General features: G+C 66.8%; 11 protein-coding genes and 1 riboswitch. Of the genes, 8 read left to right on the forward strand and 3 right to left on the reverse strand.

The window, feature by feature from the left end; genetic code table 11:
- Positions 1–87 precede the first annotated feature (87 nt).
- Positions 88–1,293 (forward strand): signal recognition particle-docking protein FtsY, encoded by a 1,206-nt coding sequence (ftsY, locus tag QFZ60_RS07500; protein WP_307089426.1) that lies wholly within the window; start codon positions 88–90, stop codon positions 1,291–1,293.
- Between the two features lie 35 nt (positions 1,294–1,328).
- Here the strand turns inward: ftsY and QFZ60_RS07505 are convergent, their stop codons facing one another.
- Positions 1,329–2,573 (reverse strand): MFS transporter, encoded by a 1,245-nt coding sequence (locus tag QFZ60_RS07505; protein ID WP_307089427.1) that lies wholly within the window; start codon positions 2,571–2,573, stop codon positions 1,329–1,331.
- A 226-nt stretch (positions 2,574–2,799) separates the two neighbouring features.
- On the opposite strand from QFZ60_RS07505, the gene QFZ60_RS07510 reads away from it, so the two are divergent.
- Positions 2,800–4,152 (forward strand): ammonium transporter, encoded by a 1,353-nt coding sequence (locus QFZ60_RS07510; protein ID WP_307089429.1) that lies wholly within the window; start codon positions 2,800–2,802, stop codon positions 4,150–4,152.
- Entirely contained in the window at positions 4,149–4,487 is a 339-nt protein-coding gene (locus tag QFZ60_RS07515) for a P-II family nitrogen regulator (protein ID WP_307089431.1), read from the forward strand. The genes QFZ60_RS07510 and QFZ60_RS07515 overlap by 4 nt, the downstream gene beginning before the upstream one ends.
- 107 nt (positions 4,488–4,594) lie before the next feature.
- Here QFZ60_RS07515 and QFZ60_RS07520 read toward each other — a convergent pair whose 3' ends face one another.
- Complete coding sequence (locus tag QFZ60_RS07520; protein WP_307089433.1) at positions 4,595–5,998, reverse strand: glucose-6-phosphate dehydrogenase; 1,404 nt, start codon at positions 5,996–5,998, stop codon at positions 4,595–4,597.
- Positions 5,999–6,082: 84 nt separating this feature from the next.
- On the opposite strand from QFZ60_RS07520, the gene ffh reads away from it, so the two are divergent.
- Positions 6,083–7,669 (forward strand): signal recognition particle protein, encoded by a 1,587-nt coding sequence (gene ffh / locus QFZ60_RS07525; RefSeq protein WP_307089435.1) that lies wholly within the window; start codon positions 6,083–6,085, stop codon positions 7,667–7,669.
- Between the two features lie 105 nt (positions 7,670–7,774).
- The gene (locus QFZ60_RS07530) at positions 7,775–8,509 is read left to right on the forward strand and encodes an alpha/beta fold hydrolase (RefSeq protein WP_307089437.1); all 735 of its coding nucleotides are present in this window, start codon (positions 7,775–7,777) and stop codon (positions 8,507–8,509) included.
- Here the strand turns inward: QFZ60_RS07530 and thiC are convergent.
- Positions 8,506–10,332 (reverse strand): phosphomethylpyrimidine synthase ThiC, encoded by a 1,827-nt coding sequence (gene thiC, locus QFZ60_RS07535; protein ID WP_373427667.1) that lies wholly within the window; start codon positions 10,330–10,332, stop codon positions 8,506–8,508. The two genes, QFZ60_RS07530 and thiC, sit on opposite strands and share 4 nt — an antisense overlap.
- Positions 10,328–10,435: riboswitch (TPP riboswitch) on the reverse strand. It overlaps the preceding gene by 5 nt.
- Before the next feature lie 79 nt (positions 10,436–10,514).
- Between thiC and QFZ60_RS07540 the strand changes: the two genes are divergently transcribed.
- The 3 genes from QFZ60_RS07540 (at position 10,515) to QFZ60_RS07550 (ending at position 13,143) form a co-directional block, all read left to right on the forward strand.
- The gene (locus tag QFZ60_RS07540) at positions 10,515–11,597 is read left to right on the forward strand and encodes an amidohydrolase family protein (protein WP_307089438.1); all 1,083 of its coding nucleotides are present in this window, start codon (positions 10,515–10,517) and stop codon (positions 11,595–11,597) included.
- A gap of 98 nt (positions 11,598–11,695) precedes the next feature.
- Positions 11,696–12,571, forward strand: a complete 876-nt coding sequence (locus tag QFZ60_RS07545) for a VOC family protein (RefSeq protein WP_307089440.1) — start codon at positions 11,696–11,698, stop codon at positions 12,569–12,571.
- 116 nt (positions 12,572–12,687) lie between these two features.
- On the forward strand, positions 12,688–13,143 hold the full coding sequence (locus QFZ60_RS07550; protein WP_307089442.1) for a hypothetical protein: 456 nt from the start codon (positions 12,688–12,690) through the stop codon (positions 13,141–13,143).
- The last annotated feature ends 128 nt before the right edge of the window (positions 13,144–13,271 follow it).

Here is a 13,271-nt window from a genome sequence, read left to right on the forward strand (position 1 = left end):
CAGCCAGCCGGCGGGCGCCGCATAGGGGCAGGTCAGGGGCGCAGCGGGCGCCGGAACGGGCGGGGCCGTTTGTGAGAAGCTAGGGGAGTGAATGACATCCTTCCCATTGTCCTGTCCATTCTTGCTGCGCTGGTGGTCATCGGCGGGCTGATTCCGGTCCTGCTCAAGACGCGGAGGAACATCAACCGGTACCCCGGCACCCGCGACGCCAATGACCCGGAGATCCGCTCCGGCGGCAGCACCGCCGTGGCGGACCGCACCGGCACCATTGAACGCGGAACCCCGGCGGGCGTGGACGTCGAAGGCCTGGACACCACCACGGTTCCGGATGACGCTGCCGGGCTGGAAACCATCCCGGTCGAAACCCCGCTGCCCGTCGCGGGACGCCTCACCCGGCTCCGTGAGCGGCTGGTCCGCTCCAACAACATCATGGGGAAGGGCCTGCTGGCGCTGCTGTCCAGCGACCGGATCGACGAGAGCGTCTGGGACGAGGTGGAGGAAACACTCCTGCTCGCGGATCTGGGAACCGAACCCACCATGCAACTGGTGGATGCCCTGCGGGAACGGGTCAAGGTGCTGGGCACCCGCACCCCCGAACACGTCAAAGCCATGCTCCGCGAGGAACTGATCAAGCTCGTGGACCCCTCCATGGACCGCAGCCTGAATGTCCAGCGGCATGCGGACAAGCCTGCCGTGATGATGGTGGTGGGCGTGAACGGCGTGGGCAAGACCACCACCGTGGGGAAGCTGGCCCGCGTGCTGGTGGCCGAGGACAAGGACGTCCTGCTGGGCGCCGCTGACACGTTCCGTGCTGCCGCTGCCGAACAGCTGGCCACGTGGGGGCAGCGCGTCGGCGTTCCCACCGTGAAGTCGGACATCGACGGCGCCGACCCCGCCTCCGTTGCCTATGAGGCCGTGAAGGCCGGCATTGAGCAGGAAGTTGACGTCGTCATGATCGACACCGCCGGGCGCCTGCAGAACAAGGTGGGTCTGATGGACGAACTGGGCAAGGTCAAGCGCGTCGTGGAGAAGCTGGCCGAAGTGGACGAGGTCCTGCTGGTGCTCGACGCCACCACCGGCCAGAACGGCCTGAACCAGGCGCGGGTCTTCTCAGAGGTGGTCAACATCACCGGCATCGTGCTGACCAAGCTGGACGGAACCGCCAAAGGCGGCATCGTCGTCGCCATCCAGAAGACCCTCGGCGTGCCCGTCAAACTCATCGGACTGGGCGAAGGCGCCGACGACCTGGCCCCGTTCGACACCGAAGGCTTTGTCGACGCCCTGCTGAATTAGCAGGGTGCGCCGGGAGCGGGAAGTCCGGGGGAAGGCTAGGAAGCAGCCGTCCGCAGGCTTTCGCGGGTGGGCAGCCAGCCGGCGGCGGCCAGGAGCATGATGCCGCCGGTCACACCGAAGGCCCAGCCAAACCCCAGCCGGTCCGCGAGCAGCCCGGCCGCCACCGGGCCAACGATCGCTCCGACGTCGGACGTCATCTGGTAGACGGCCAGCACCTTGCCGCCTGAGCGGGTGTTGCCTACGACGTCGGCCACGGTCGCCTGCTGGGCCGGGCCGAAAAGGCCGGACGACCCGACGCCGGCAAGCGTCGATGCCGCAAGGAACCAGGGCAGGTCGGAGGTAATGCCGATCGCCGCAGTTGAGAAGGCTGCCACCAGCAGGCCGGAGATCATCATGGGCTTGCGTCCCAGCGAGTCCGCCAGCCGCCCCGAAAAGGTGAGTGCGGCTGCATTGCCGGCAGCAAACACGGCAAGCGCCAGCCCGGCCGCCTGCGGGCCTGCCCCGAAGGCGGCCGCTGCGAACAGCGGCACCGTTGCCATCCGGACGCCAAACGTGGCCCAGCCGTTGGCGAAGCTGGACAGGAGGGCCGACCGGTAGGTTCCGGCGGCCAGGGCTTCGCCAAAGCGCATGTCCGGTGGACGGTGCCGGGACTCGCCCCCGTCCCGGCGTTGATGGCTGAGCTGGGTCTGCACCACGAACGCGGCAACCAGCAGGGCAGCCGCGTAGGCAAGGAACGGGACCCGCAAACCCAGCCCCGCCAACAGTCCGCCCACAATCGGTCCGCACACATTTCCGATCAGGAAAGCCGACGCATAGGCTCCTGACACCCTTCCCCTGCTCTTGGGCGGCGCCAGCCGGACCACCAGGGCCATCGACGCCACGGTGAACATCACGGACCCGGCCCCGCCAAGGCCGCGGAACAGCAGCAGCTGCCAGTAGTCCTGCGCGAACGCGCAGGCCGCCGTGGACAATGCCACGATCAAGAGCCCTGCCACATAGACCGGACGCTCTCCGCGCCTGCCGATCAGGGCGCCGCCGGCGGGAGCGAACGCGAGGCGCATGAAGGCGAAGATTGCCACGATGACCGCAGCCTCCGTGTTCCCCACCCCGAAGGTTGTTGCGAACTGGGGCAATACAGGCGCAACGAGGCCGAATCCAAGCGCAATGAGGAACGCGGCGGCCAGCATCACCTTAATGTCGCGGGGAAGCTTCTCCCGCTGCGGCCTTAGCCGGGCCAGAAACCTCGAAGTGGCGCCGCTTTCGCGGGGTGTTGCCGTCATGGTGCAGGAGTCCTTGCAGGAAAGGGAGCCGGGTGGCTGCGGTGGTGCGGAAACATAACCGTAACAAGGCGGATATGCACCATTTACTTCCTAGAGGTTGTTGTAACAGCCCCGCAATCTAAATCCTCCGCGGGCGAAACACGCCGCCCACAAACTCTTTACAGGACGCAAAAAGGCGTTGGCAGGCGGAATACTCCGCAAGATTCGATGAGAGAGGACGTGCACCATGGAACTTACCGCAGGTCACGTTTGGGTCATGGTGGCGGCAGCCCTTGTGCTGTTCATGACACCCGGTCTGGCATTTTTCTACGGCGGCATGACCCGCGCCAAGGCAGCCCTGAACATGATGATGATGAGCTTCATCTCCATCGGCATGGTGGGCGTTGTCTGGGTGCTGTGGGGCGCCTCCATGAGCTCCGGTGAAGGATTCATGGAAATCGTGGGCAATCCGTTCGCCACGTTCGGTCTTGAGGGCATCACCACCCCTGACGGCCTGATCAAGGTGGGCTACGCCGCCACCTTCGCCATCATCACGGTGGCATTGATCAGCGGCGCCATCGCCGACCGAGCCAAGTTCGGCGCCTGGTCCGTCTTCGTCCCGGTGTGGGTCACCCTGGTGTACTGCCCGCTGGCCTACATGGTGTGGGGCGGCGGTCTGTTCGGCCCCGAAGGCGCCATCGGCAAGGCCCTCGGCCCCGCCATCGACTTCGCCGGCGGTACCGTAGTCCACATCAACGCAGGTGTGGCAGCGCTCATCCTCGTCCTGATCATCGGCAACCGAAAGGGCTTCGGCAAGGACCCGAACCACCGGCCGCACAACATCCCGTTCGTCATGCTCGGCGCAGCCATCCTCTGGTTCGGCTGGTTCGGCTTCAACGGCGGTGCGGCCACCACCGCTGAACAGGGCGGCCTGATCTGGATCAACACCCTAGCGGCCCCGGCAGCGGCCATGCTCGGCTGGCTGGTCACCGAACGCATCCGCGACGGCCACCCCACCTCCCTGGGCGCAGCCTCCGGTGTTGTTGCCGGCCTCGTCGCCATCACCCCCGCCTGCGCCAACGTCAGCCCGGTCGGAGCCCTCGGCCTCGGCGTGGTGGCCGGTGTCGCCTCCGCCCTGGCAGTCGGCCTCAAGTTCCGCTGGGGCTTCGACGACTCGCTGGACGTCGTCGGCGTCCACCTGGTTTCGGGCATCATCGGCACCGTGGCCCTGGGCTTCATCGCACTGCCCGCCGACGGTGTTGGCGGCGGCCTCTTTTACGGCGGCGGACTGACCCAGCTCTGGGCGCAGCTCGCGGCAGCCGGCATCGCCATCGCCTACTCCGCGGTCCTGACCGCCATCATTGCGCTGGCCATCCACAAAACCATGGGCTTCCGCGTCTCGCAGGAACAGGAAACGGTGGGTGTGGACCTCAGCCTGCACGCCGAGACTGCCTACGAGTTCGGCCTGAGCGGACACGGCGGAAGCTTCCAGCCGCTCCACGACATGATCACCGGCAAGGGCCAGGGCGAGCCGCACGAGGCGGCACCCGGTGCGCAGAAGTCACAGTCAGCAACAGGTAAGGAAAGCGTGGGGGCATGAAACTGATTACTGCAATCATCAGGCCGGAAAAGCTCGAAACCGTCAGGGAAGGGCTGGAAGCCTACGGCGTCCAGGGCCTGACCGTGAGCGCAGCCAGCGGATACGGCCGGCAGCGCGGCTACACCGAGGTCTACCGCGGAGCGGAATACAACGTGGACCTCCTGCCCAAGATCCGGGTGGAAGTCCTGGCGACGGACGAGCAGGCCGACGACATCCTGGACGTGATCATTGCCAGTTCCAATACCGGCAGGGCCGGGGACGGCAAGGTCTGGACCATGGATGTCCATGAAGCAGTAAGGGTCCGGACCGGGGAGCGCGGAGTGGCCGCCATCTAGCCAGGACCCGTATGCACAACAGCAAAGCAGGACGGGCGGGAACCGAAAGGTTCCCGCCCGTCCTGTCTGTCGTTAAAGGTGCCCTTGCCGCCCGGGCCGGGTCGTCTTCAGCCCTTGCGCCGGTTGGTGGGCCAGGATGCCGGGCCGGCCGAACCGGCGTCGTACTCTTCAAGCGGGACATCGCCCCGCTCCCACGCCTTGAGCACCGGTTCAACGATCCGCCAGCAGTCCTCCGCGGTGTCACCGCGGACGGACAGCAGCGGGTCGCCGGTCAGCACGCCCTCCAGCACTTCGCCGTAGGGCAGGAGATCGGAGGCACTGAGTTCCGCTTCCAGGGTGACCCGGCCCAGGCTGAAGATGTTGCCGGGGCCGTTGACGTCGACGTCGAACTCCAGCGTGTCGGGGCCGAAACCGATCCGCAGCTGGTTGGGGGAGTCCACCCCGGTGAAGCCCTGGGGCAGGTGGGGCACCGGCAGGAAGGTGACCACCGCTTCCTTGCGTTTGTCGCCCAAGGCCTTGCCCGAGCGGAGGATGAAGGGCACGCCCTGCCAGCGCCAGTTGTCGATGCCCACCTGGATTTCGGCAAGTGTTTCCGTTTCCCGTCCGGGATCCACGCCTTCCTCCCTGGCGTAGTCGGGGACATCCTTGCCTGCCACGGAACCCGCCGTGTAGCGCGCCCTGCGCGTGGATTCGGTGAAGGGGGCTTTGACGCTGCTGGCCCGCAGGACGGTGGAGACGGCATCGCGGAGGTCGCGCTCGCCGATGGTGGCCGGGGGTTCGATGGCCATGATCGCCATGACCTGCAGGAGGTGGCTCTGGATCATGTCGCGGAGGGCCCCGGCGCCGTCGTAGTAGCGTGCGCGGCCTTCCAGGGCCAGGTCCTCGTCAAAGAAGATCTCCACCTTCTCCACGTGCTGCCGGTTCCACACCGGCTCCAGGAAGTTGTTGGCGAACCGCAGGCCCAGGATGTTCAGGACGGTGGCCTTGCCCAGGAAGTGGTCCACCCGGTGGATGTGGTCCTCGGGGACAAGCCGCGCCAGGGTCCGGTTGAGGGACCGTGCGGATTCCTCGCTGGAGCCGAAGGGCTTCTCCATCACCAGGCGCGTGCCTTCCGGGACCTCTTCCGGCTGGAGCGTCTCGCAGGCCGCCTGGCTGATCCTGGGGGGCAACGCAAAGTAGACGGCCACCGGGCCTTCCAGTCCCTTGAGCAGGGCTGCGAGGGCACCCTTGGCCGTGACGTCCACCTGGTGGTACACGGTCTCTTTTTGCAGCAGCTCGAGGGCGTCCTTCCCCGGCCTGTCCGCGGCCCCGGCTGCAGCGGCGAACGATGACTGGACCCGCTCCCGCCATTGTTCCGGCGTCCACGGATCCGAGCCGGCACCCACCAGGGTGAGGCCCTCCGCGCGCCCTGCAGCGACCAGCCGCGCCAGGCCCGGCAGCAGGAGCCGGCCGGTGAGGTCGCCCGAGGCACCGAGGATGAGCAGGGTCTTCACTGTTGTTTGGCTCGTCATTTTGCCAGCATGCCACCTACCGTGCCTGACTTGATACCCTAGATAGTCGAGTCCCGATCATCCACTGAAAGAAGTGCACGTCGCGTGTTCAATTCACTCTCTGACCGGTTGACAGCAACCTTCAAGAATCTCCGCGGTAAAGGCCGGCTCACGGAGGCCGATGTCGATGCCACCGTCCGGGAGATCCGCCGCGCCCTTCTGGACGCCGATGTTGCCGTTCCCGTGGTGCGTGAGTTCACTGGCCGGGTCCGTGAACGCGCCCTGGGTGCCGAGGTCTCGGCTGCACTGAACCCCAGCCAGCAGATCGTCAAGATCGTCAACGAGGAACTCCAGGAGATCCTCGGCGGCGAAACCCGGCGGATCCGGCTGGCCAAGAACGGCCCCACCGTCATCATGCTCGCCGGCCTCCAGGGTGCCGGCAAGACCACCCTTGCCGGCAAGCTGTCCAAGTGGCTGAAGGCCCAGGGCCACAGCCCCATGCTGGTGGCCTGTGACCTGCAGCGCCCCAACGCCGTCACCCAGCTCCAGGTGGTTGGCCAGCGTGCCAACGTGCCTGTCTTCGCCCCGCACCCCGGAGCCACCTCCACCGAGCTGGACCAGCCCGCAGGCGATCCCGTCGCCGTCGCCCGTGCCGGCGTCGAGGAAGCCCGCCAGAAGCTGCACGACGTCGTCATCGTCGACACGGCCGGCCGCCTGGGCGTGGACGCCGACATGATGGAGCAGGCGCGCCAGATCCGCCGCGCCATCGTGCCCAACGAAGTCCTCTTCGTGATCGACTCCATGATCGGCCAGGACGCCGTGAACACGGCGCTTGCCTTCGATGAAGGCGTGAACTTCACCGGCATCGTGCTGTCCAAGCTCGACGGCGACGCCCGCGGCGGTGCCGCGCTTTCGGTCGCGTCTGTCACCGGCAAGCCGGTCATGTTCGCCTCCACCGGCGAAGGTTTGGACGATTTCGAACTCTTCCACCCGGACCGGATGGCTTCGCGCATCCTGGACATGGGCGACATCCTCACGCTCATCGAACAGGCCGAAAAGGCCTGGGACAAGGATGAAGCCGCCCGGATGGCGAAGAAGTTCGCCGACCAGGAAGACTTCACCCTGGAAGACTTCCTGGCCCAGATGCAGCAGATCCGCAACATGGGCTCCATGAAGAAGATGCTCATGATGATGCCGGGTGCGCAGAACATCCGGCAGCAGCTGGAGCAGTTCGACGAGCGCGAGATCGACCGCGTCGAGGCAATTGTCCGCTCCATGACGCCGCACGAGCGGCTTGCACCGAAGATCATCAACGGCTCGCGTCGGGCCCGCATCGCCCGCGGCTCCGGCGTCCATGTCTCCGAGGTCAACGGCCTGCTGGAGCGCTTCGCCCAGGCCCAGAAGATGATGAAGAAGATGGCGCAGGGCGGCATGCCGGGGATGCCCGGGATGCCTGGCCTGCCCGGTGCCGGCGGCGGTGCACGGAAGAACGCGAAGAACGCGCCCAAGAAGGCGAAGGCAAAGTCCGGCAACCCGGCCAAGGCTGCCCAGGAGCGCAAGGAGGCGGAAGCCCGCCGTGCCAACGCTGCGAAGGCACTGCCCACCGGCGCCGCCTTTGGCCAGCAGGGCGGCGACTTCGATCCGTCCCAGCTGAACCTCCCCAAGGGATTCGACAAGTTCCTCGGCAAATAAGCACACCCGGCCCAACTAAGTAGCAGCAGATGTCGTTATGAGGGCTCAAAACGACATCTGCTGCTACTTACATGGGATGTCAGCGCCGTGGAATAGGGTTGGGACATGTTCAAGCAGAGGGTAGTGTTCGTGCACGGCGCCGGGACTTTTGGCGCCGCCGCATGGCCGCGCCAGCACGGCATGGCACTGTCCTATGACGCATTGTTCCTCCGCCGGCATGGCTTTGATGCCGTCGCGGAGCCACTTGAGTCCTCCTTCGCCGAGGACACCGCCATTATCCTCAGGTCCCTCGCCGACGATGGCCGCGGCGCCGCCGGTGGGCATGTGGTGGCGCACGCCCAGGGGGCCATCGCAGCCATGATGGCCGCTGTTGAACGTCCGGACCTGGTCTTTTCGTTGACCCTCGTGGAGCCGGCCTGCCTCTCCCTGACGGCAGAGCTCCCCGCCACGGCGGCCCACATCAGCCTCATGCAGCCCCTCTTCGACGTCCGCCAGCAGCTCGGCGACGAAGACTTCCAGCGCGAATTCGTCCGGCGGGTCTTCGCCACCGACCTGCAGCAGTCCGCCACCACGGAGGAAAAGAGGTCCGCCCGCAGGCTGCGGCTCCAGGCCCCCTCGTGGGAGGCGCCGCTGCACATTGTTCCCGGTGTGCCCACGCTGGTCCTGACCGGCGGGTGGGAACCGCTCTACGAGGAGATTGCCGGCTACCTGCGGGAGACCGGTGCCCTGCACCGCGTTGCCGCGGGAGGGCACCGGCCCCATGACTCCCTGGACGGGGACCGGGCCATCCGGCAGTTCATCAGCCAGGTCAGCCGGAGCCAGCCCGCCCGGGCCTCCTAGCTGTCAGCGGGAACCCGGAGTTCCGGCAGGTAGACCTTGCCGCCGGCCGCCAGGAACTCCTCGCTTTTCTCCCGCATCCCCGATGCGGCATTGGCCCGGGCAGCCTGCGCCTCCGCGGAGCCGAACTCGTCCCGGATGTCCTGGCTGATCCGCATCGAGCAAAACTTGGGCCCGCACATGGAACAGAAGTGCGCCGTCTTGGCAGGCTCGGCCGGCAGGGTCTCGTCGTGGAATGCCTCGGCCGTCACCGGGTCAAGGGACAGCGCGAACTGGTCCCGCCAGCGGAACTCGAACCGCGCTTTGGACAATGCGTCGTCCCGTTCGTGCGCCCCCGGGTGGCCCTTGGCCAGGTCCGCTGCATGGGCGGCGATCTTGTAGGTGATCACTCCGGTCTTGACGTCGTCCTTGTTGGGCAGGCCCAGGTGCTCCTTCGGCGTGACGTAGCACAGCATGGCCGTGCCGTACCTGGCAATTTCGGTGGCACCGATTGCGGACGTGATGTGGTCATAGCCGGGAGCAATGTCCGTCACCAGCGGCCCCAGGGTGTAGAACGGCGCCCCTTTGCACAGTTCCTGCTGCCGCTCGACGTTTTCCCGGACCAGGTGGAACGGAACGTGCCCGGGCCCTTCCACCATCACCTGCACGTCGTACTCCCACGCGCGCTGGGTGAGCTCGGCAAGCGTGTCCAGTTCCGCGAACTGGGCGGCGTCGTTGGCGTCCGCCGTGGAACCGGGGCGCAGGCCGTCGCCCAGGGAGAAGGCAACGTCGTACTTCGCGAAAATTTCGCACAGCTCGTCAAAGTGCGTGTAGAGGAAGTTCTCCTGGTGGTGGGCCAGGCACCAGCCGGCCATGATGGAGCCGCCGCGCGAGACGATGCCCGTCACCCGGTCGGCGGTCAGCGGCACATAGCGAAGCAGGACCCCGGCGTGGATGGTCATGTAGTCCACGCCCTGCTCACACTGTTCAATCACGGTGTCGCGGAAGATTTCCCAGGTGAGGGCATTGGCCTCGCCGTTTACTTTTTCCAGGGCCTGGTAGATGGGCACGGTGCCGATGGGAACGGGGGAGTTGCGGATGATCCATTCCCGCGTGGTGTGGATATCGTCCCCGGTGGACAGGTCCATCACGGTGTCCGCTCCCCACTGCGTTGCCCACTGCAGCTTGTCCACCTCCTCCGCGATGGAGCTGGTCACCGCCGAGTTGCCGATGTTGGCGTTGATCTTCACCAGGAAGGCCTTGCCGATGATCATCGGCTCGGACTCCGGATGGTTGATGTTGCTAGGAATGATGGCGCGGCCGGCAGCCAGTTCGTCCCGGACCAACTCCACGTCGCAGTTCTCGCGCAGCGCCACGAAACGCATCTCCTGCGTGATGATTCCCTGCCGGGCATAGTGCATCTGGGTCACCGTCCGGCCGTCGACGGCGCGGCGGGGCACCGGCTGCGCGCCCTTCCACTCCGCCGAGGCAGCACCACGTCGCACGGCCGAGCGGCCGTCGTCGAGCAGGTTGCGTTCCCTGCCGCTGTACGCCTCGGTGTCCCCGCGCGCCGCGATCCACTCCGCGCGGAAGGGCTGCAGGCCGCGGACGGGGTCGCTTCCCGGCCCGGCGGTCCGGTAGGTCCGGAAAGGTGCGTTCGGCTGCCCGTTGGGTGACGGCTCCAGGGCAATTTCCGTGACGGGTACGTGGATTCCGGACGCGGTGTCGTCGATGAACGCCAGTGAATGCGACGCCAGGGACTGCGTCACCTGTGGCCCGGATTCTGCGGCGGACCTCCCGGTGGACGGCAGGTGGGCAGGGTTCAACTGGGTGTTTTGTGTACTCAAGGGAATACTCACTTCCTTCGCCGGCATTACCCGGACAGGTTCAACGGTCGCAGGCTGCGTCAGCCCGATCTCAGCCCCTGCAAGGGCACCCGTGTGGTCAGGAAAGAAGCTACCACAGGGGCCCCGAAGAGCCTTGTCACATTTGCGGGTGCTAGCCTGACCGGGCATCGAAAGGAAGCCCGATGGCAGAGATCATTTACTTTCGCGGACCCGTCCTCACCGCACCGGACCGGGTCCGCCATGGACTTTGGTCGGTGGACGGCAAGCTCACGTTCAACCGGCCTGGTGCCGTTCCGGGGCGGGTGTTCGACGGCTGGGTGCTGCCAGGGTTCGCTGACGCCCACTGCCACATTGGACTGGGTCCCGCCGGACCGGTGGAACCCGCAGTGGCCCGGGACCAGGCGCTGGCCGACCTCAACGCCGGAACCCTGCTGGTCCGCGATGCCGGCTCACCTGCCGATACACGCTGGATGCAGGGCGGCCGGGACTTCCCGGTGCTGATCCGAGCCGGGCGCCACGTGGCCCGCACGCGCCGCTACCTGCGCGGCTTCGCGGAGGAGGTTGAGCCCGAAGGCCTTGTGGAGGCCGTGCGGAAACAGGCGCGCGACGGCGACGGCTGGGTCAAACTGGTGGGGGACTGGATCGACCGCAGCGCCGGTGACCTCGCTCCCTCCTTTCCTGCCGCCGTCGTGCGTGATGCCGTCCGGGCCGCCCATGACGAAGGTGCCCGGGTCACGGCGCATTGCTTCGCGGAGGACAGCCTGGACCAGATGCTGGACGCCGGCATCGACTGCATCGAGCACGCCACCGGGCTGCTGCCCCGCCACCTGCCCCGGTTTGTGGAACAGGATGTGCCGATCGTGCCCACCCTCATCAACATCGCCACCTTCCCCGGGATCGCTGCCCAGGCAGACGCCAAGTTCCCGCGCTATGCAGCCCATATGCGCGCCCTCTGGGAACGCAGGCTGGAACGCGTGGCCGAAGCCCATGCCGCCGGAGTGCGCATCTTTGCCGGCACGGATGCCGGCAGCGTGGTCCGCCACGGCAGGATCGCCGACGAGATCCTCGCCCTGCACGGCGCGGGCCTGCCAATGGAGGCCGCCCTGGATGCTGCCTGCTGGGCAGCCCGCACCTGGCTGGGAGCGGACAACCTGGCCGAAGGTGCGCGGGCCGACGTCGTGGTGTGCCGGGAAGACCCGCGGGCCGTCCCGGAAACCATCACGGCCCTGGAACATGTGGTGCTGGGCGGCCGCATCATCCGATGAGCAGAATGAACCCGGCACTTGGAATAAATTGAAGCTTCAAGTAATTTTAATGTGTGACAGGCCGCCAACGGGACGGTCGCCAATACAAGGAGCCTTCAATGACCGAAGCAGCCAGCAGCCGGGATCTTCTTCCTGCCGACCTCGCCATGGGCACGGTGATGCTCAAGGTGGGCGACATGAAGGTGATGACCGACTACTACCAGCGCGCCCTGGGTCTCGAGGTGGTGGCCGAGCAGGACGGCGGCCTGTATCTCGGCAGGCTCGGCAGGCCGTTGGTCCACCTGGCGCCGGCCCCCGGGCTGCACCTTCCCGGCAGGGGAGAGGCGGGCCTCTTCCACACGGCCCTGTTGTTCGAGGATCAGGCGTCTCTCGCCGCCACCATCGCCACGGCTGCCCAGTACGAGCCCCGCTCCTTCACCGGCAGCGCCGACCATCTGGTCAGTGAGGCCTTCTACTTCACCGATCCCGAGGGCAACGGCATCGAGCTGTACTGGGACCGGCCGCGCAGCAACTGGTCCTGGAACGGGACGGACGTGGTGATGGACAGCCTCGCGCTTCCGCCGCAGCGCTACCTGGAGCAGCACCTCACCGAGAAGCACCTCGAGGGCCAGCGGCAGACGTCCGCCGGTGTGGGGCACGTCCATCTTCAGGTGGGCGACGTCCAGACTGCCAGGGATTTCTATGTGGGCACCCTTGGCTTCGAGAAGACGGCAGGCTGGCATGGGCAGGCGCTGTTCGTTTCCGCGGGCCGTTACCACCACCACATGGCCATGAACGTCTGGAACAGTCGCGGCGCCGGCCCCCGAAAGGACACCCTTGGGCTGGGGGAGGTGCTCATTGAGGTTCCCTCCGGTGACGACGTCGGGGCGCTGGCTGACCGACTCAAAGTCGCCGGGGTGCCGGCCCACCACACCGGTGCGGAGCTCCGGTTCGAGGACCCCTGGCGCAACCGGCTCCGGGTGGCCGTCCGCTGACCGGTTCCTCCGGCTCCGGCGTGCGTGTGCGGGCCCGCAACTACTAGGCTGATTCCGTACGGCCGGGCTGCAGGCAGCCGGCACGCAGCTCCGCCAACGGAAGAAGGGCACCCGCCATGGGCTTCACCGAGATCTTTGTCGCCACCCATGACGCCGCGCTGAAACGCGCCGGCATCCTCGACGAGGGAAGTGGCTCCGCGGCGGACAGCGGGCCTGCGGGCCAGGCGGTGCGGATCCAGGGCATCAGTGACTTCGAAGTTGAACAGTTGGGCGATCTTGCCGGGACTGCGGTCCACGCCGGCGGCGCCGACTATGAACTCACCATGGTGGACGTCGCCAGCGATTCCCTCCTTGCCGTTCCGCCGGCCATGGTTCGCGCCCTGGCTGACTTGCTCTCCTATGAGACCGAAGGCGAAGGCAATGTCCTTGACGACGTCGCTGAACAGTGGGCCGGCCAGGAGGATATGCCGTTCGGCGCCTCGCAGGCCAGGACCTATGTGCAGCAGGTGGCCGAACTGGCGGCTTCACTCGACGATTCCGAGCGGACGGGACTGTACGTCTGGTCGGCCTGACCCGGGTGATGCCGGTATGGGTACCCTTCAGTGCGCCACGGGCCGGCTGCGGCGGCCCGCGCGGCGGGCCAAGTCGAAATAACGCCGCCCATCTGGCACAATAAACAGGTACTCGATCTGCGTGGCCC

Origin of the sequence: Arthrobacter sp. B2I5, assembly GCF_030816735.1 — a bacterium.
Classification (GTDB): Bacteria; Actinomycetota; Actinomycetes; order Actinomycetales; family Micrococcaceae; genus Arthrobacter.

Excerpts from the sequence above, each read along its gene's own strand:
- QFZ60_RS07505 (WP_307089427.1), bottom strand. The coding sequence starts at position 2,573 with ATGACGGCAACACCCCGCGAAAGCGGCGCCACTTCGAGGTTTCTGGCC.
- QFZ60_RS07510 (WP_307089429.1), top strand. The coding sequence starts at position 2,800 with ATGGAACTTACCGCAGGTCACGTTTGGGTCATGGTGGCGGCAGCCCTT.
- QFZ60_RS07515 (WP_307089431.1), top strand. The coding sequence starts at position 4,149 with ATGAAACTGATTACTGCAATCATCAGGCCGGAAAAGCTCGAAACCGTC.
- QFZ60_RS07520 (WP_307089433.1), bottom strand. The coding sequence starts at position 5,998 with ATGACGAGCCAAACAACAGTGAAGACCCTGCTCATCCTCGGTGCCTCG.
- QFZ60_RS07530 (WP_307089437.1), top strand. The coding sequence starts at position 7,775 with ATGTTCAAGCAGAGGGTAGTGTTCGTGCACGGCGCCGGGACTTTTGGC.
- QFZ60_RS07540 (WP_307089438.1), top strand. The coding sequence starts at position 10,515 with ATGGCAGAGATCATTTACTTTCGCGGACCCGTCCTCACCGCACCGGAC.
- QFZ60_RS07545 (WP_307089440.1), top strand. The coding sequence starts at position 11,696 with ATGACCGAAGCAGCCAGCAGCCGGGATCTTCTTCCTGCCGACCTCGCC.
- QFZ60_RS07550 (WP_307089442.1), top strand. The coding sequence starts at position 12,688 with ATGGGCTTCACCGAGATCTTTGTCGCCACCCATGACGCCGCGCTGAAA.